This is a genomic window from Streptomyces sp. NBC_00224 (assembly GCF_041435195.1).
GTDB lineage: Bacteria > Actinomycetota > Actinomycetes > Streptomycetales > Streptomycetaceae > Streptomyces.
The window spans coordinates 5,895,648-5,912,465 of the sequence record NZ_CP108106.1 but is presented as its reverse complement, the minus strand read 5'-3'; the positions used below and the strand labels follow the sequence as shown (position 1 = coordinate 5,912,465).

At 72.0% G+C, this 16,818-nt stretch carries 18 protein-coding genes; 7 read left to right on the top strand and 11 right to left on the bottom strand.

The genetic code is table 11. The annotated features are described in order from the left end of the window. Positions 1-143: 143 nt before the first annotated feature. Complete coding sequence (locus tag OG965_RS26500; protein ID WP_361388447.1) at positions 144-296, top strand: hypothetical protein; 153 nt, start codon at positions 144-146, stop codon at positions 294-296. A gap of 110 nt (positions 297-406) precedes the next feature. On the opposite strand, the gene OG965_RS26495 is transcribed toward OG965_RS26500, so the two are convergent. The 4 genes from OG965_RS26495 to OG965_RS26480 form a co-directional block, all read right to left on the bottom strand. After that, positions 407-1,012 (bottom strand): MarC family protein, encoded by a 606-nt coding sequence (locus OG965_RS26495; RefSeq protein WP_371654556.1) that lies wholly within the window; start codon positions 1,010-1,012, stop codon positions 407-409. Positions 1,013-1,217: 205 nt separating this feature from the next. After that, a complete protein-coding gene (locus OG965_RS26490) occupies positions 1,218-2,081 on the bottom strand; it encodes a PHP domain-containing protein (protein ID WP_371654555.1) in 864 nt (287 codons plus the stop codon). 120 nt (positions 2,082-2,201) lie between these two features. Continuing rightward, positions 2,202-2,840, bottom strand: a complete 639-nt coding sequence (locus tag OG965_RS26485; RefSeq protein WP_371654554.1) for a DUF6758 family protein — start codon at positions 2,838-2,840, stop codon at positions 2,202-2,204. Positions 2,841-2,990: 150 nt separating this feature from the next. Beyond that, positions 2,991-3,575 carry a suppressor of fused domain protein gene (locus OG965_RS26480; protein WP_371654553.1) on the bottom strand — a complete coding sequence of 195 codons (585 nt, stop codon included), beginning with the start codon at positions 3,573-3,575 and terminating at the stop codon, positions 2,991-2,993. Positions 3,576-4,002: 427 nt separating this feature from the next. Here OG965_RS26480 and OG965_RS26475 point away from each other — a divergent pair, with 427 nt between their 5' ends. Continuing rightward, positions 4,003-5,130 (top strand): magnesium and cobalt transport protein CorA, encoded by a 1,128-nt coding sequence (locus OG965_RS26475; protein WP_266983330.1) that lies wholly within the window; start codon positions 4,003-4,005, stop codon positions 5,128-5,130. Here OG965_RS26475 and OG965_RS26470 read toward each other — a convergent pair. Then, a complete protein-coding gene (locus tag OG965_RS26470; RefSeq protein ID WP_371654552.1) occupies positions 5,108-6,022 on the bottom strand; it encodes a DMT family transporter in 915 nt (304 codons plus the stop codon). The two genes, OG965_RS26475 and OG965_RS26470, sit on opposite strands and share 23 nt — an antisense overlap. A gap of 98 nt (positions 6,023-6,120) precedes the next feature. On the opposite strand from OG965_RS26470, the gene OG965_RS26465 reads away from it, so the two are divergent. Next, positions 6,121-6,675 (top strand): hypothetical protein, encoded by a 555-nt coding sequence (locus OG965_RS26465; protein ID WP_371654551.1) that lies wholly within the window; start codon positions 6,121-6,123, stop codon positions 6,673-6,675. An 11-nt stretch (positions 6,676-6,686) separates the two neighbouring features. On the opposite strand, the gene OG965_RS26460 is transcribed toward OG965_RS26465, so the two are convergent. Further along, positions 6,687-7,442, bottom strand: coding sequence for a hypothetical protein (locus tag OG965_RS26460; protein ID WP_371654550.1), 756 nt, complete (start codon positions 7,440-7,442; stop codon positions 6,687-6,689). A gap of 216 nt (positions 7,443-7,658) precedes the next feature. On the opposite strand from OG965_RS26460, the gene OG965_RS26455 reads away from it, so the two are divergent. From OG965_RS26455 to OG965_RS26445, 3 genes are read left to right on the top strand one after another with little or no spacing between them, the layout of a single operon-like run. Beyond that, positions 7,659-8,930, top strand: a complete 1,272-nt coding sequence (locus tag OG965_RS26455; protein ID WP_371654549.1) for a magnesium transporter MgtE N-terminal domain-containing protein — start codon at positions 7,659-7,661, stop codon at positions 8,928-8,930. Further along, positions 8,923-9,504: a DUF1003 domain-containing protein gene (locus OG965_RS26450; protein ID WP_371654548.1), complete on the top strand. Its 582-nt coding sequence runs from the start codon at positions 8,923-8,925 to the stop codon at positions 9,502-9,504. The genes OG965_RS26455 and OG965_RS26450 overlap by 8 nt, the downstream gene beginning before the upstream one ends. 40 nt (positions 9,505-9,544) lie before the next feature. Continuing rightward, a complete protein-coding gene (locus tag OG965_RS26445) occupies positions 9,545-10,678 on the top strand; it encodes an Mrp/NBP35 family ATP-binding protein (RefSeq protein ID WP_371654547.1) in 1,134 nt (377 codons plus the stop codon). A 166-nt stretch (positions 10,679-10,844) separates the two neighbouring features. Here OG965_RS26445 and OG965_RS26440 read toward each other — a convergent pair whose 3' ends face one another. The 5 genes from OG965_RS26440 to sigE all read right to left on the bottom strand — a co-directional run bounded on the left by OG965_RS26440 (position 10,845) and on the right by sigE (position 15,897). Continuing rightward, a complete protein-coding gene (locus tag OG965_RS26440; RefSeq protein WP_371654546.1) occupies positions 10,845-11,522 on the bottom strand; it encodes a hypothetical protein in 678 nt (225 codons plus the stop codon). 164 nt (positions 11,523-11,686) lie between these two features. Further along, on the bottom strand, positions 11,687-12,154 hold the full coding sequence (locus tag OG965_RS26435; RefSeq protein WP_371654545.1) for a sec-independent translocase: 468 nt from the start codon (positions 12,152-12,154) through the stop codon (positions 11,687-11,689). Between the two features lie 211 nt (positions 12,155-12,365). Then, complete coding sequence (locus OG965_RS26430) at positions 12,366-14,108, bottom strand: S1C family serine protease (protein ID WP_371654544.1); 1,743 nt, start codon at positions 14,106-14,108, stop codon at positions 12,366-12,368. 86 nt (positions 14,109-14,194) lie between these two features. Next, positions 14,195-15,124, bottom strand: coding sequence for a zf-HC2 domain-containing protein (locus OG965_RS26425; RefSeq protein WP_371654543.1), 930 nt, complete (start codon positions 15,122-15,124; stop codon positions 14,195-14,197). Further along, positions 15,121-15,897 (bottom strand): RNA polymerase sigma factor SigE, encoded by a 777-nt coding sequence (gene sigE, locus OG965_RS26420; protein WP_371654542.1) that lies wholly within the window; start codon positions 15,895-15,897, stop codon positions 15,121-15,123. The genes OG965_RS26425 and sigE overlap by 4 nt, the downstream gene beginning before the upstream one ends. Before the next feature lie 161 nt (positions 15,898-16,058). Here sigE and OG965_RS26415 point away from each other — a divergent pair, with 161 nt between their 5' ends. After that, the gene (locus OG965_RS26415) at positions 16,059-16,763 is read left to right on the top strand and encodes an O-methyltransferase (protein WP_371657065.1); all 705 of its coding nucleotides are present in this window, start codon (positions 16,059-16,061) and stop codon (positions 16,761-16,763) included. The last annotated feature ends 55 nt before the right edge of the window (positions 16,764-16,818 follow it).

Sequence of the window (16,818 nt, the reverse complement as noted above, 5' to 3'; positions counted from 1 at the left end):
CGTAGGGAATGTTTGCCAAGGGCAACCCGTTGAACAGTCGTAACGGGCGGGCAACCGTCCGGACTCCGTGAGGGTGCAGGCTGAAGCCGCGCCACCCCGCACCAGTAGTTCTCCTTCAGGAGGATCAGACGAAGGGAGAAGCCATGCGCTTCGAAATCATGCGCCTCAACGACGTCGACGGCTCCGCCGTGGACAGCACCGTCGTGGACGCCGCCTCCGTCAACCGGATCGTGCAGCAGGCCGCCGCAATCGGCCAGCGCATCTACATCCGCCCGCTCGAAAGCTCGGCTTCGTAACGCGTAAGGATCTTCTACGCGGCAAGCCGAAGCGCCCCCGCACCGATCGACGGTGCACGGGGGCGCTTTTTGCTGCGGCGGACGGGCTCGGGCTCACGCCCCGAGGCAGGTCAGGTGCTGTGGATCACCTGGGTGATGCCGTTGATGATCTGCTGCACCGCGAGCGCGGAGAGCATCATGCCCGCGAGCCGCGTCACCAGGACCACACCGCCGTCCTTGATCACCCGGATGATCAGCAGCGAGTACCGCATGACCAGCCAGAGCACGATGTGCATCGCGAGGATCGCGGTCCACACGGCGACCTGCCCGGAGAACGTGTCGTGGTTCTGGACCGCGAGGATCACCTGGACGATCGCGCCGGGCCCGGCGAGCAGCGGCATGCCGAGCGGCACCAGCGCCACGTTGACGTCCTTGGTCTGCTTCGGCTCCTCCATCTTGCCGGTGAGCAGGTCGAGCGCGATGAGCAGGAGCAGCAGACCACCCGCGATCATCAGCGCGGGGACGTCGATGTGCAGATACTCCAGGATCTGGTGGCCCACCAGACCGAACACGGTGATCACACCGAGGGCCACGGCCGCGGCTTGCCACGCCATCTTGCGCTGCACCTTGGCGGGGCGGCCGGAGGTGAGCGCGAGGAAGATCGGTGTGATCCCGGGGGGATCCATGATGACGAAAAGAGTGAGGAACAGGGAGCCGAAGACGGCAGCGTCGAACACGGTGGTGCCTTGCAGGAGGAGGGGTGTACGGGGAAGGGGGGACCCCGCATGGCGGAGTCCTCTGGGGAGGAAAAGCGAAGGGGCCGGGGCTTGGCGGACTTGTGGAAGGCCGGTGCGGTACCGGCGCCCCTCAAGGGGCGCGGAGAACTGCGCGACCAGCCACAGACAACCCGCAGCCGAATGAACCGCCCTCCTCGCGGAGCGCTCAGCGGCCGGTTCCGCCCGCGCCCGGGACGGGGAACGCGCCCGTCGCACGGCGGGTGATCTCGCCGTAGATCTCGGGGTCGGTGGTGCACTCCCCGAGCCGCACGGCCTTGCGGCTGCCGTGGTAGTCGCTGGAGCCGGTGGTCAGCAGACCGAGCTCGGCGGCCAGTCCCCGCAGCCTCGCGCGCGTGGGCGCGTCGTGGTCCGTGTGGTCGACCTCGATGCCGTCGAGGCCGGCCGAGGCGAGCTCGGCTATGACCGGCTCGGGCACGACCCGGCCGCGCTTGAGGGCGAGCGGGTGCGCGAAGACGGTGACCCCGCCGGCGGCCTTGACCAGCCGGATCGCGTCGAACGGGTCGAGCTCGTGCTTGCCGGCGTACGCGCGTCCGCCGTCCGCCAGCCACTCCGGTACGAACGCCTCCGACACCGAGCCGACGACGCCCAGTTCGACCATCGCCTCGGCGACGTGCGGGCGGCCGACCGAGCCGTCGCCCGCGATCCGCGCCACCTGCTCCCAGGTGACCGGGACGCCCAGCTCCTGGAGCTTGGCGACCATCGCCCGGGCGCGCGGCACCCGGTCGTCGCGGACCAGCTCGCGCTCGCGCGCCAGCTCCGGCTCCTCGGGGTCGAAGAGGTACGCCAGCATGTGCAGCCCGATGCCGTCGACACGGCAGGAGAGCTCGGCGCCGGTCACCAGGGTCAGGCCCGCGGGGAGCGCGACGGCCGCCTCGGCGTGGCCGCGGGTGGTGTCGTGGTCGGTGAGCGCGATGACGTCGAGACCGGCGGCGGCCGCATGGTGGACCAGCTCGGCCGGGGTGTCCGTACCGTCGGAGGCCGTGGAGTGGGTGTGCAGATCGATGCGCACGCGTGACTCCAGGGCGTAGAACCGGCAGGGGGGACAATCAAGGATAACTGCGCGTAGCCCCTGTCCCGCCCGCAACGGGTGTGGCGGTCACCGCACTCGGGGCGCGTCGCCCCGCGCCCGTCACGACAGGATCCGCGGCGACAGCGCCCCGCACGGCACCAGCTCGACCTCGGCGCCCGCGTCGCGCAGATCGGTGAGGACCAGCTCGTCGTAGAGCAGCAGACCCGACTGCTCGGGCCAGAGGATCGCCCACAGCCACAGCCCGCGCGCCTCGCCCGCGAAGACCGCGCGGTCGTCGGGCGTACCGGTCACGTGCCACAGGGGGGTGGGGCGCCCGGCGGCGAGGACCTTGGCCTGCGGCGGCTTGTCTACGCTCATGTACGGGCCGGGGTCGGGGCCGTCGATGCCCGCGTACCGCGCGCCGAGGCCGACGCCCAGCTCCTCCGCGACGAGCAGCAGCTCACCGATGCCGCCCAGCGGGCCGGGGCCGGAGCAGGCCACGGCGGTCGCACGCCCGCCGCTGCGGTCGTCGCCCGCGCACGCCACGCCCGTGAACAGCCAGCCGATCGGCAGCGGCCACGGCATCCAGATGGGCACCTTCGCCCGGTGCACCACGACGCCGAGCGCCTCGACGCTCGGGGGAACCACCGGCTGCAGCGGATGCACCGTCCCGTGCACATCGCACTGCCAGGAGTCGGCAAAGAGACCGGGCGCCCTGACCCGGCCTCCGCACTTCGGGCAACTGGGTTCGCCCCTCATAAATGCCCACGGTCCTCCCCGTCCCGCGCCGCGTCAAGGACGATCACCCGTCCGGCGTGTGGCGACGAGGCGATCGCGCCCTTATAGGGGCGCGGGGAACTGCGCGACCGGCCCCCACCGGCCCGCAGCCGACCGACTGCGGCGGAACGCTCAATCCAGCCGCACAGAGCCGCGCAGCGGATCCCGCAGGTCCGTCCCGTTCGCCAGCCAGCGCTCCTCCAGCTCCTGCGCCCCGCGCACCCGCTTCCAGGCGGCCTCGTTGGTCGTCATCGGCAGCAGCGGCAGGAAGCGGACCGGGTCCATCGGGTCGTCGAGCTCCAGGTCCTCGACGAGCCCGCCCGGCTCCGCGACCAGGACCGAGCTGAACGGCGCCCCGGGCCACAGCGGTTCCCCGATGTCGAGCGAGGCGCCGGGGGCCACGATCACGCCCTCGACCTGCGGGGTCGAGGCGAGGACGGCGAGCGGCCGCAGCACCTGGTCGGTGTCGGCGAGCCCGGCCCGTACGGACAGGACCAGCTCGGCGCGCGGGCCCTTGACCGGGTCGGCGAGGGCGGCGGCCGGGTCGGTCATGGGCTGGGCCGACATGCCGAGCGTGGCGTAGCGGACGATGTCCCCGTCGGCGAAGCGCAGCACCTCGATGCGTTCCGTACCGAGGAAGGTCACCGCGGCGCGCGCGTCCGGTTCACCGAGGGCGGTGCGCAGCCTGGCCTCGACGAGAGCAAGAACATCAACCATGAGTTGAGCATAGAAGCCGTATCGAACGAGCAAAGTACGGACTTGACACTTGCGTCGGCTGATAGTCTTGGCCGCTGTTCAGGGCAGCAGGAAGTCCCTCACGGGGGACCGGCCGGAGGAGGTGGGGCTGCGATGGATCGAAGTCGGCCTGGCAGTACCAACCGCTCTTCCGTGCGCCTTCGTTGTTCCCTGTGATCGAGACCTCCCTACCCGGACGCCTCACCGGGAAACCTCTGAGTCTCATGGCATTTCGCACGACGGAAGAGCACATCGCCTCGCCCAGTCCGTTTCAGTAGCGAACGCCGTCACCGCACTCGCGGTGCCGCCCGCTTTGCGGACGTACGCAGATGTCGAAGTCGTCGCGTCACGTCCCCATTCCGGGCAGTGCCACGCCCGCCCGGCGGCCCCTCCGTGAAGGAGTCCTGCCATGTCCATGATTCGTGACCTGCGCGCCGCGGTCCGCCCCTCCCTGCGTCCGTCGCTGCGCAAGAGCACCGCCCCGTACAACTCGTACGACCCCACCCGTGACCCCTCCGCGAGCAGCGCGGTCGTCGACTGCGCGGTCTACCGCGACGGGCTGCGCACCCAGGCCGACTCGTGCCTGTCGCCGCGCGAGGCGATGCGGCGCGTCCGGGAGGACGGCGGGTTCGCCTGGATCGGGCTGCACGAGCCGACCGAGGCCGAATTCGCCGGTATCGCGGCCGAGTTCGGGCTGCACCCGCTGGCCGTGGAGGACGCGGTCCACGCCCACCAGCGGCCCAAGCTGGAGCGGTACGACGACACGCTCTTCACCGTCTTCAAGACGGTCCACTACGTGGAGCACGCCGAACTCACCGCGACCAGCGAGGTCGTGGAGACCGGCGAGGTCATGTGCTTCACCGGGCGGGACTTCGTGATCACCGTCCGGCACGGCGGCCAGGGTTCGCTGCGGGCGCTGCGCAAGCGCCTCCAGGACGACCCCGAACTGCTCGCCAAGGGCCCCTCGGCCGTGCTGCACGCCATCGCGGACCAGGTGGTCGACGGGTATCTGGCGGTCGTGGACGCGATGCAGGACGACATCGACGAGGTCGAGATCGATGTCTTCTCGGCCCCGTCCAAGGGCAGCCCGCGCGGCACGGACGCCGGGCGGATCTACCAACTCAAGCGCGAGGTCCTGGAGTTCAAGCGGGCGGTCTCGCCGCTGCTGCGGCCGATGCAGCTGCTCAGCGAGCGGCCGATGCGGCTGGTCGACCCGGACATCCAGAAGTACTTCCGCGACGTCGCCGACCACCTCGCGCGCGTGCAGGAGCACGTCGTCGGCTTCGACGAGCTCCTGAACTCGATCCTCCAGGCCAATCTGGCGCAGGCGTCGTTCGCGCAGAACGAGGACATGCGCAAGATCACCTCATGGGCGGCGATCATCGCCGTACCGACGATGGTGTGCGGGGTGTACGGCATGAACTTCGACCACATGCCGGAGCTGCACTGGAAGTACGGCTACCCGCTCGTGCTGGCCGCCATCGCCGGAAGCTGCCTCGTCATCCACCGCACGCTCAAGCGGAACGGTTGGCTCTGACGACGAGCGCGAGCCCGGCGAGGATCACCACAAGGGCGGGCCAGGCGAGCGCGGGCGGCTGCTGGCCCAGCCAGAGCGCCGCGATGAGGGCGGCGCCCGGCGTCTCCAGGAGGATCGCCGTGGACGTCACGGACGCCCCCAGGCCCCGCACCACCCGGTTGAGCAGGGAGTGGCCGAGCAGCTGGGCGGCGACGGTGAGCGCGGCCAGCTTGGCCCAGGTCACTCCCGAGTACGAGGTGAGGTCCGCGCCGCTCGCCAGACAGGCGGCGAGCAGCCCGGCGGCGGCCGTCCCGTAACAGAGGTACGTGTACGGGACCGTGTCCACGGTCCGCCGGACCTCGGCGCCGAGCAGCACGTACCCGGCGGCCGCGATGCCGCCGCCGAGCGCGAGCGCGTCACCGGCGAGGGCGCGCGGCGAGGTGGTCATGTCGACGCCGGTGAGCATCACCACGCCCGCGCAGGCGACCAGCGTCCCGGCCCACACCATGGCGGGCGGGCGGTGGCCGCGCAGGCGCAGCGCGATGGTGGTCCAGATCGGTGTGGTGGTGCACAGCGCGGTCGAGGACGCCACCGACGTCATCCGCAGGCTCGGCAGCCACAGCCCGAAGTGCAGCGCGAGCAGCGCCCCGGCGGCGACCGCGAGGCCCACCTCGCGCCGGGTCAGCCCGCGCAGCTGCGCCCGGTACTTGAGCGCGGCCAGCGGGGTGAGCGCCCCGACGGCCATGGCGTTGCGCCAGAACGCGATGGCAAGCGCGGGGGCCGCCGTCGCGGCGATGAGCGGCGCGGAGAGCGACACACTGGCGATGGCGACGGCGAGCAGCGCGAAGTCCACCCGGGGGACGGCCGGAGCGGTCGTCAGGGCCGGGGTGGCGGGCGCGGTGGTGGTGGGCACGGCAAGAGCGTAAGGCGCTAAACATATTTACGGAACTGTCGGTCCATGCTGTGGACAACACCGCCGACCGCGTCCCGGCCGTCCCATAAAGTGGCCCCATGACACCTGCGCTGCTCGACCGGGCCCTCGTCGAGGAGGCCACCAAGAAGTCCGGGCTGATCTGGGTGCGGGGCACCGGGACCGCCGACCGCGCGCTGTGGCACGTCTGGCACGACGGCGCCGCCTATGTCGTGGGCGGCGGGCCGGGCGAACAGCCACTGGAGGGCCTGGCCGACGGCGGCACCGCCGAGGTGACCGTCCGCAGCAAGGACAAGGGCGGCCGCCTGGTGACCTGGACGGCCGCGGTGAGCGAGGTCGCTCCCCCAAGTTCTCGACTGCGCTCGGACAGGGGGGACTCCCATCACGGCGAGCTGTGGGAGACGGTGGCCGCCGAGCTGAAGGCCAAGCGGCTGAACGCGCCGGACGGCGAGGCGGTGACGGGCCGCTGGGCGCGGGAGTGTCGGGTGTTGTGCCTGGCGCCGGTCGAGGTCCACACCGAGATGCCCGAAGGCTCGCTGGCGGCCCGCCCCGTCGAGACCCCGGCCACCACCCGCCACCCGATCCCGGCGGCACTGCCGAGGCTGCTGCTGAAGCGGAAGCGCAAGCGCGGCTGAGCGGACAGGCCCTACCTCTTCGGGAGCCGGCTCCCGTAGTCGACCGTCGCGTCCTTCGACGGGGCCGCGAGGGCGAAGTCCTGGTTCCAGTCGCCGAGTTCGAGCACGCCCGCACCGCCCGCGCGCTCGAAGCGCAGGGGGTACGGGGTGCCTTGGAGCGAGACGTCGAGCGTGCCGCCCTCGCCGTCCTTGCCCGCCTTGACGCGGATGGTGCCCACCTCGCCGACCTTGGACCGGTCGCCCTTGGAGAGCTCGCCCTGGAGCCCGAGCAGGCCCTTCAGGAGCGCGCTCTTGTCGGTGAAGCCGCGCAGTTCCTGGTACGAGGGGTCGCCCGAGGGCACCTTGACGTACTTGTCGTCGAGCTTGCCCGCCGCCGCCGCGCTCCCCGAGTCGTCGGAGCCCTTGTCGTCCCGGTGCGACCAGAACCCGGCATCGGCCTTCAGATAGAGCTCGTCGCCCACCCGCAGCAGCGCGAACGTGGTGCTCTTCGAGCTGACCGTGCCGGTGGCGCCGGTCCCCTTCAGCCGCATGTCGATCTTGTACGAGCCGCCCTTGCTGACCAGCGTGCCGCTGAGGTGCACCGCGTCGGCGCCGTCCGCGGCCGTGCGCGCCTTGCCCTCGATATCGGTGGCGGAGAGCTTGCCGACGCCGTTGGTGCCCTCGTCCGGGTCCGAGGAGCACGCCGTGACGGCCGTGGCGAGCCCCGCGCAGAGCGCGACGGGGAGCGCGGCCCGGCGGGCCCGTACGGACAGGGAGCGAGTGGTCACCGGCACACGGCCTTTCGTCGGGGCGCGCGAGGTGGGGGGCGCGAAGTCGGGGTCGGCAGACCGCACCCTACCCGGGCCGTCTACGCTGCCCGGCAGAGAGCCGTACGGACGCCCCTCAAAGGCGCACCGGATGGTCACCGGCTAGCCTGAATCAGATATTCAGCGCCATTTCAGGCCACGAAAAGGTCGGATCACGCCCAAGAGGAGGCGCTCAGCATGGCGGCAGGCGCCCCCCGGATCTTCGTTTCGCACCTCTCCGGCGTCGCCGTCTTCGACCCCAACGGCGACCAGGTGGGCCGGGTACGCGACCTGGTGGCCATACTCCGGGTCGGCCGCCGCCCGCCCCGGCTGCTCGGCGTCGTCGTCGAGGTGGCCGGCCGCCGGCTGATCTTCCTGCCGATGACCCGGGTCACCGGCGTCGAGTCCGGCCAGGTCATCACCACCGGCGTCGTCAACCTGCGCCGCTTCGAGCAGCGCCCCACCGAGCGGCTGGTCCTGGGCGAGCTCCTGGACCGCCGGGTCACTCTCGTCGAGAGCGGCGAGGAGGTGACGGTCCTGGACGTGGCCGTCCAGCAGCTGCCCGCCCGCCGCGACTGGGAGATCGACAAGGTCTTCGTGCGGCGCGGCAAGGGCGGCGCCCTGCGGCGCAAGGGCGAGACCCTGACCGTCGAGTGGTCCGCGGTCACCGGCTTCTCCCTGGAGGAGCACGGCCAGGGCGCCGAGAGCCTGCTCGCCACCTTCGAGCAGCTGCGCCCCGCCGACCTCGCCAACGTGCTGCACCACCTCTCCCCCAAGCGCCGCGGCGAAGTGGCCGCGGCCCTCGACGACGACCGGCTCGCGGACGTGATGGAGGAGCTGCCGGACGACGACCAGGTGGAGATCCTCGGCAAGCTGAAGGACGAGCGGGCCGCCGACGTCCTGGAGGCGATGGACCCGGACGACGCCGCCGACCTCCTCTCCGAGCTGCCCGAGGAGGACAAGGAGCGGCTGCTGACCCTGATGCAGCCGGACGACGCGGCGGACGTGCGCCGGCTGCTCAGTTACGAGGAGCGCACCGCGGGCGGTCTGATGACCACCGAGCCGATCGTGCTGCGCCCGGACGCCACGGTCGCGGACGCCCTCGCGCGCGTACGCCAGCAGGACCTCTCGCCCGCGCTGGCCGCGCAGGTGTACGTGTGCCGGCCGCCCGACGAGACGCCGACCGGCAAGTACCTGGGCACGGTGCACTTCCAGCGGCTGCTGCGGGACCCGCCGTTCACCCTGGTCTCCTCGATCGTGGACAACGACCTGCCGCCGCTGTCCCCGCAGACCCCGCTGCCCGCCGTGACCGCGTTCCTCGCCGCGTACAACATGGTCGCCGCGCCCGTCGTCGACGACAGCGGCTCGCTGCTCGGCGCGGTCACCGTCGACGACGTCCTGGACCACCTGCTGCCCGAGGACTGGCGCGAGGCGGAGTTCCACGCCGCCGAGGGGGGCTCGCATGGCTGACCGCACCGAGGAGCGCGAGCGCACGCGCGCGGCGGGGGCGAGCGCCGTGGCGCGTGGCCCGCGCGGCCGCCTCGACCAGCCGCGCGCCCCGCGGCCGCGGCTGCTGCCCGAGTACGACCCGGAGGCGTTCGGCCGCTTCTCCGAGAAGATCGCCCGCTTCCTGGGGACCGGGCGGTTCATCGTCTGGATGACCCTGGTCATCATCCTGTGGGTGGTCTGGAACATCTTCGCGCCGGCGTCGGTGCGCTTCGACGAGTACCCGTTCATCTTCCTGACCCTCGCCCTGTCCCTCCAGGCCTCGTACGCGGCCCCGCTGATCCTGCTCGCGCAGAACCGGCAGGACGACCGCGACCGGGTCAACCTGGAGCAGGACCGCAAGTCCAACGAGCGCTCCATCGCGGACACCGAGTACCTGACGCGGGAGATCGCGGCCCTGCGGATGGGCCTCGGCGAGGTCGCCACCCGGGACTGGATCCGCTCGGAACTGCAGGACATGATCAAGGAGATGGAGGACCGGCGGGTCGTATTCCCGCTGGAGGCCCCTCACGGAAGTGACGAATCAGACCGCCGTTAGGGCTTTCCGCGGGCGGGACCCGGCGCCGTACCATCTCCATATGGTTACGGATGACGCGGTGCGCGAGGCACTGGCGACAGTGAACGACCCAGAGATCCACCGACCGATCACTGAGCTCGGCATGGTCAAGACGGTCGAGATCGGGACGGACGGGGCGGTCGCGGTCACGGTGTACCTGACCGTCTCCGGCTGCCCGATGCGCGACACGATCACGAAGAACGTGACCGAGGCAGTCGAGCGGGTCGAAGGCGTCACGCGCGTCGACGTCACGCTCGACGTGATGAGCGACGAACAGCGCAAGGAGCTCGCGACATCGCTGCGCGGCGGCACCGCCGAGCGCGAGGTGCCCTTCGCCAAGCCCGGCTCGCTGACCCGGGTCTACGCGGTGGCGTCCGGCAAGGGCGGCGTCGGCAAGTCCTCGGTGACGGTGAACCTCGCCGCGGCGATGGCGGCGGACGGGCTGAAGGTCGGTGTCGTCGACGCCGACATCTACGGGCACTCGGTGCCCCGCATGCTGGGCGTGGACGGCCGTCCCACCCAGGTCGAGAACATGATCATGCCGCCGTCGGCGAACGGTGTGAAGGTCATCTCCATCGGTATGTTCACCCCCGGCAACGCCCCGGTCGTATGGCGCGGACCGATGCTCCACCGCGCCCTCCAGCAGTTCCTGGCCGACGTCTACTGGGGCGACCTGGACGTCCTCCTGCTCGACCTGCCCCCGGGCACCGGCGACATCGCCATCTCGGTGGCCCAGCTGGTCCCGAACGCGGAGATCCTGGTCGTCACGACCCCCCAGCAGGCGGCCGCCGAGGTGGCCGAGCGGGCAGGCTCGATCGCGGTCCAGACCCACCAGAAGATCGTCGGCGTCGTCGAGAACATGGCGGGCCTGCCCTGCCCGCACTGCGACGAGATGGTCGACGTGTTCGGTACGGGCGGCGGCGAGAAGGTCGCGGAGGGCCTGACCAAGACGACCGGCACGAACGTGCCGGTGCTCGGCTCGATCCCGATCGACGTCCGCCTGCGCGAGGGCGGCGACGACGGCAAGCCGGTCGTCCTCTCCGACCCCGACTCCCCGGCGGGCGCCGCGCTGCGAGCGATCGCGGGCAAGCTCGGCGGCCGCCAGCGTGGCCTGTCGGGCATGTCGCTGGGGATCACGCCGCGCAATAAGTTCTAGGCAGCGGACACGCGTAAGGGGCGCCCACAGTTGCCGGGCGCCCCTTACGTATGCCTGGGCCCGGACTACCAAGGGGCGCGGGGCTGTGACATTTGCGGCTCCGCCGCGTGGGCACGACCAGCCCACCACGGTCCGCAGACGAACACCTGGCCACCCCAGCGGAGCGCTACGCGTACGACGTGATGTCCTTGACCACGGCGAACCCGAGCCCATACGCGCTCAACCCACGCCCGTACGCACCCAGATGCACCCCACCTCCGGCGGAGCCGGCCAGCACCCACCCGAACTCGGACTCCCGGTAGTGGAACGGCGTGGCGACCCCGTCGACCGGCAACGACAGCGTCGTCCAGTCCGGCCCGGCCAGATCGTCCGCCAGCTCCCACGCCGCCTCGGTCTGCTGGTCCAGCCAGTCGCCGCGCAGCACGTGGTCCATCTGGGCGGGCCAGGTGAAGGCGAGCAGCCCGGACCCGGCCAGCCAGGCCGCGGAGGAGACCGAGGTGGCCTCCAGCACTCCCGTACCGTCGCCGCTGCGGCGCGTGGGGTTGGCGGGCACGCTCACAACCACCGCGAAGCGCTCGCGGTCGGCGGCGGAGCGGTCGGCCGCGTCGGGCCGTATCGACGGCTCGTCGCCGTGGCCGGTGGACCCGTGCTGCACGGTGCCGTCGGCCGCCGTGGCCACCTGCATCAGCCAGCGCGGCCCGCTGAAGGCCTCGTCCAGGCCGTACCAGGCGAACGGCGCCCGCAGATAGCCGTCGACCGCACGCCGGGCCGCCGGCACCCCTTCCGGTGTGGACGGGGTGTCCTCGGTGGACCCCTGTGCCGCTACCCGACTCGTCGTCTCCACTGCCCGGCCGCCTCCTCGATCCGTAGGTGTCCGGAGCGGCCCGCCCCCCTCGGGCGTCCTGGCTGCCGGACCTATGGAGGATAGCCACCCCGGTCCCGCCCACCGGGAATGACGGTGCGGACGTGGCTCAGATTGACGTCCTGTACGAAACCCGGGGGGTTGTGTCAGGTCGCGTCGGCGTCGTACGGGGGGCGCTCGCCGGGGTCGAGCTTCTCGCGCTTCTTGAGCAGGTCGGGCGTACCCGACACACCCGCGGCCGAGCCGTTGGCGGCCGTCGTGGGCGTGCCGGACCCGGTGGGCGCGCTCTCGCGGCCGTGCACCGCGTCCGCGACCTCTTCCATGTCCTTGCGCAGGTCGAAGCTGTTGCGGATCTCCTTGAGACCCAGGTCGTCGTTGTCCATGAGCTGCTTGCGTACGAACGTCTTCGGGTTCAGGTCCTCGAACTCGAAGTCCTTGAACTCCGGGCCGAGTTCGGAACGGATGTCCGCCTTGGCGCTCTCCGAGAAGCTGCGGATCTTGCGGATGAACCCCGAGACGTCCTGGATCAGCTTGGGCAGCTTGTCCGGGCCGAAGACGAGCACAGCGAGAACCACGAGGGTGACGAGCTCCATGGGCCCTATGTCGTTGAACACCTAGCTGCTCCTCGTGGCTCTGCTCCCGGTCCAGTCATGGACCGCTCCACGGTACCCGCCGAAACTGTCGAAACGGTACCTACCCGGTGACCTTTGGCCGCCGCTTGCCCCTCTGGTGACCGATAGGTGACCAGAGGGGCGAACCGTGGCGGGCCGTGGCGGGCGGCCGAGGGGAACGCCAGGCGCGCGTCAGGCGCAGAGGAGGAGCAGGTCAGGACGTGGCGGAGCCGAGCGTGAGGGTCAGCCGCTGCTCCCCGCCGCCGCGCTTGAGCGTCAGCTCCAGGCGGTCGCCGGGGCGGTGCGAGCGGATCTTGACGATCAGCTCCTCGGCGCTGTGCACCCGCTGGCCGTCGACCTTGGTGATCACGTCCTCGGGCTTGATGCCCGCGGTGGCGCCGGGGCCGCCGGGGGTCACGGACGGCTTGCCGTCGGCGGCTTTGGCACCGACCCGGGCGCCGTCGCCGGTGAACTTCATGTCGAGGGTCACGCCGATGACCGGGTGGGTGGCCTTGCCGGTGTTGATCAGCTCCTCGGCGACCCGCCTGCCCTGGTTGACCGGGATCGCGAAGCCCAGGCCGATGGAGCCGCCCTGGCCGCCGCCGTCGCTCTTGCCCGCGGCGCGGATCGCGCTGTTGATGCCGACGACGTGGGCCCGCGAGTCGAGCAGGGGGCCGCCCGAGTTGCCCGGGTTTATCGGGGCGTCGGTCTGGAGCGCGTCGACATAGCTGACGTCGCTGCCGTCGCCCTTCTCGCCGCCCGCGGTGATCGGGCGCTCCTTGGCGCTGATGATGCCCGAGGTGACGGTGTTGGAGAGGTCGAACGGGGCGCCGATGGCCACCACCGGGTCACCGACCTGGACGTTGTCGGAGTTGCCGAGCGGCAGCGGCTTCAGCCCGGAGACGCCGGTGACGCGGACCACGGCGAGGTCGTACCCGGAGTCCCGGCCGACCACCGTGGCGCGGGCGGTCTCGCCGCCGCTGAACGTCACGCTGATGTCGCCGGACGCGCCCGCGGGCTCCACGACGTGGTTGTTGGTGAGGATGTGCCCGGCGTTGTCCAGCACGAAGCCGGTGCCGGTGCCGGACTCGCTCTCCCCGCTGACGTGCAGCGTGACCACGCCCGGCAGGGCGCTCGCGGCGATCCCGGCGACGCTGTCGGGCGCCCGCCCGGTGGGGCCTTTGCCGGCCTGCGGCAGATCGACGTGCGTGGCACCGGTGCGCTCGATGTACGCGCCGACCCCGCCGCCGATGCCGCCCGCGACCAGCGCGAGGGCGACGGCCCCGAGGACGAGCGCCCCACGCCGCGGCTTCCGCTTCTCCGGCACCCCGGCCGTGCTCAGCGGCTGCCCGGCCGCGCCCCAGGGGTCGTACTGCACCCACTGGGACGAAGGCGGCACCGGCGGCACGCTTTCCGGTACGGGGTACGAGGCAGGGGCCTCCGGTGCCGGGTACGGGGCCGGGGCCTCCGGTGCCGGGTACGCCCCCTGGGGCGGGACAGCCCCTGCGGCCGGCGCGGGACGCTGGACGGGCGGCGCGGGCGCCCACGGGCCCGGCCCGCCGTACGGCGGCGTCCCGTACGGGTCGGGAGCGTGCAAGGGCTGCCGAGGCGGCACGGGGCCCTCGGGCCGGGCGGGGTCGTGGGCGGGCCCACCGGCCGAAGCGGGCTCTTGGGCGGGCTCGGCCGGCGCGGGCGGCGCGAGCCGATACGCGGACTCGTCCTCGACGGGCTCCCCAGGAGCGAGCGAGTACGGCACCTCCCCGTCGCCGGAACCTTCCGGCACCCCGGCAACCGGTACATCCTGCGCACCCGGCGCCACCGGCGCACCCGGGACCGAAGCCACAGGCGCCTCCGGCGGAGCCAAGTCGTATGTCTCCTCTGCCGCGGAGCCGTCCCCGCGCGGGGTGGGACGGCTCCACCATCTCGCCTTGGGCCCGGTGGGTTTCCCGTCGTTCATGCTCTCCCCGCAACTGTCCTGCGTGCCCCCAGGGGCACCCCTCCCAGGGATTCAACCAGGTTTGCCGGGAGGAGCGCAGGGCACGGTCAGTGCCGGGGAGCCGCCAGATGCGTCGGCGGAGCGGACGGGGTCGCGCCGGAGAGCGCGGACAGCGGTGAGACCGGCCGCACTGCCAGGGTGGCGACCGCCGGACGTATCAGCGGAGGCAAGGACGAACTGCTCAGCAGAGCGGCACGGAACGAGTTGCCGAACTGCTGAGAGGACGGCTGGGACGGGACTCCGTTCAACCCGGCCAGACCCATCGGGACCGGCGCCGTGGACTCGGGGGCCACCGGTGCGCTCGCCGCGCCGCCCCGTCTGCGCTCCGAATTCACGGACAGGGGTGTCCCCGAGGACGGACCGGCCGACGGACGCTGGTCCCGCAGCGGGGTGACATTGCTGCCCGAGCCCTCGCCCCGGGCCGAGGTTTCCGCCCCCGAGTCCGACGGGACCGCGCCGCCGAGCGCGATCGCCGCGAGGGAGACCGCGCTGGCGGCGGCGAAGGCGATCCTGCGCCCGCGCCACGGCGAGCCCGAACGCTCCTCGGGGCGGGCCACTTCGTGGATCCGGAAGCCCCGACCGGGCAGCCCTCCGCCGAGGACGGCCGCATGGGCCCCGCCGGGTACATAGCCGAAGCCCCCGACCGGGTCGCGCGGATCGCTCAGGGCTCCGGGCGAGAAGACCCCGTCGGCAAGGCGGCCCCCGCCGAATGGTCCCCGACCGTCGTCGTCACCTCCGGGTCCCCCGGGCAGCCCCTGGAGCCGGGCCAGCAGGCCCTCGGAGGGGGCGGGCGGTGCCGTCTGCGCGAAGACGCTCTTGACGCGGCGCTGCGCGTCGGCCTCGGCCTTGCACTTGGGACAGGTGGCCAGATGCGACAGGACGCGCTCGCGCGCGTCATGGCTGAGCTCGCCGTCGACCAGGGCGGCGAGGCGGTCCCCCAGATGCTGCTCGGCGGGGGTGGGACTGGTGCCGGTCACGCGGTCCCCTCTCCGACCGCCCCCGGGGCGCCGTGCGCCACCCCCGCGAGGGCACGCTGCTGCTCGGCGCGAGCTTCGGGCGAGCGGTGCTGGAGGGCCTTGCGCAGATGCGAGCGGCCGCGGTGGATCCGGCTGCGCACGGTGCCGAGCTTCACGCCGAGGGTGGCGGCGATCTCCTCGTACGACAGTCCCTCGATGTCGCAGAGCACGACGGCGGCGCGGAACTCGGGCGCGAGCGTGTCCAGCGCCTGCTGGACGTCGGCGTCGAAGTGCGCGTCGTTGAAGACCTGCTGGGGGGACGGGTCGCGGCTGGGGAGGCGCTCGGCCGCGTCGTCGCCCAGGGCGTCGAAGCGGATGCGCTGGCGGCGGCGGACCATGTCCAGGAAGAGGTTGGTGGTGATCCGGTGCAGCCAGCCCTCGAACGTGCCCGGTGTGTAGGTCGACAGCGAGCGGAAGACGCGGACGAAGACTTCTTGGGTGAGGTCCTCGGCGTCGTGCTGGTTGCCCGTCAGGCGGTAGGCGAGGCGGTAGACGCGGCCGCTGTGCGTGCTGACGATCTCCTCCCAGGTGGGAGGGGTCCACGCCGGGGAATCCGCGTCGGCGAAGGTCGCGGTGGCTGCGGAGTCTGCGGCGTTGGAACGGTCAGCGGTGTAGGTCACGGATTTCGGCTCACCCGCCGACCTGAGAAAGCGCCGGAGCACTCCTCCCCGATCCACAGGCGCAGCCGCACCTCCCCTGTCGGCTCTGGTGGTGTCCAGCGGAGCCCCTACCATAACCACCTCGCCCGTTAGCTCCGGATAAGAATCTTTACGCGCATTTGGGACTGGCTTCGTGTCCCTCGAACCACGCTGCTTCCCGGACCGCTCGGGGACCGGGATTCCGTACTCGGCCGTCTCGTCCATGTATCCCCCCGCCCTTCATAACGCCCGGTCCCATCTGCGGGTTCCCGGGTGCAGCGGATACAGTCACCCGTGCGCGCCAACTACGGGGACAGGAGAGGGCCATTACCGCCAACCGGCAGACGAGCTGGGCGTTCGCCGACGCCTTTGTCGCCGAGGACGACGCGCTGCGCTGGGCCCGCGAGCGGTCCCGGGAGGCAGGGCTGCCTTCGGTGTCCCCGGGAACCGGCGCCGCGCTGCGCCTGCTCGCTGCCACCGCCGACGCGAAGGCGGTCGCCGAGATCGGCACCGGAACCGGCGTCTCCGGGATCTATCTGCTGCAGGGCCTGCGGCCGGACGGCGTGCTGACCACCGTCGACCCCGAGGCGGACCGCCAGCAGTTCGCCAAGCAGGCGTTCCGCGCGGCGGGCTTCGCCGGGAACCGGGCGCGCTTCATCCCCGGGCGCGCCCTGGACGTACTGCCGCGGCTGGCCGACGGCGGATACGACCTGGTGTTCTGCGACGGCGACCGGACGGAGTCCCTGGACTACCTCGCTGAATCGTTGCGCCTGCTGCGGCCCGGCGGAATCGTCTGCTTCGAGGGGGTCTTCGCCGACGGCCGTACGGTCGACTCCGGCGTCCAGCCCGCCGAGGTGCTGCGGCTGCGCGACCTGCTGCGGACCGTACGCGAGAGCCAGGAGCTCGTCGGGTCGCTGCTGCCGGTGGGCGACGGGCTGCTCTGCGCCGTGAAGCGGGCGTAACGCCTCACCGAGGGCGCCCACCGAAGTTTCCTTCCGGCCGCGTGCGCGGGTCCGG

Bases quoted from the DNA above. Each gene is read 5' to 3' on its own strand.
- OG965_RS26500 (WP_361388447.1), top strand. From the start codon at position 144: ATGCGCTTCGAAATCATGCGCCTCAACGACGTCGACGGCTCCGCCGTG.
- OG965_RS26485 (WP_371654554.1), bottom strand. From the start codon at position 2,840: ATGAGGGGCGAACCCAGTTGCCCGAAGTGCGGAGGCCGGGTCAGGGCG.
- OG965_RS26480 (WP_371654553.1), bottom strand. From the start codon at position 3,575: ATGGTTGATGTTCTTGCTCTCGTCGAGGCCAGGCTGCGCACCGCCCTC.
- OG965_RS26475 (WP_266983330.1), top strand. From the start codon at position 4,003: ATGTCCATGATTCGTGACCTGCGCGCCGCGGTCCGCCCCTCCCTGCGT.
- OG965_RS26465 (WP_371654551.1), top strand. From the start codon at position 6,121: ATGACACCTGCGCTGCTCGACCGGGCCCTCGTCGAGGAGGCCACCAAG.
- OG965_RS26455 (WP_371654549.1), top strand. From the start codon at position 7,659: ATGGCGGCAGGCGCCCCCCGGATCTTCGTTTCGCACCTCTCCGGCGTC.
- OG965_RS26450 (WP_371654548.1), top strand. From the start codon at position 8,923: ATGGCTGACCGCACCGAGGAGCGCGAGCGCACGCGCGCGGCGGGGGCG.
- OG965_RS26445 (WP_371654547.1), top strand. From the start codon at position 9,545: ATGGTTACGGATGACGCGGTGCGCGAGGCACTGGCGACAGTGAACGAC.
- OG965_RS26430 (WP_371654544.1), bottom strand. From the start codon at position 14,108: ATGAACGACGGGAAACCCACCGGGCCCAAGGCGAGATGGTGGAGCCGT.
- sigE (WP_371654542.1), bottom strand. From the start codon at position 15,897: ATGGTAGGGGCTCCGCTGGACACCACCAGAGCCGACAGGGGAGGTGCG.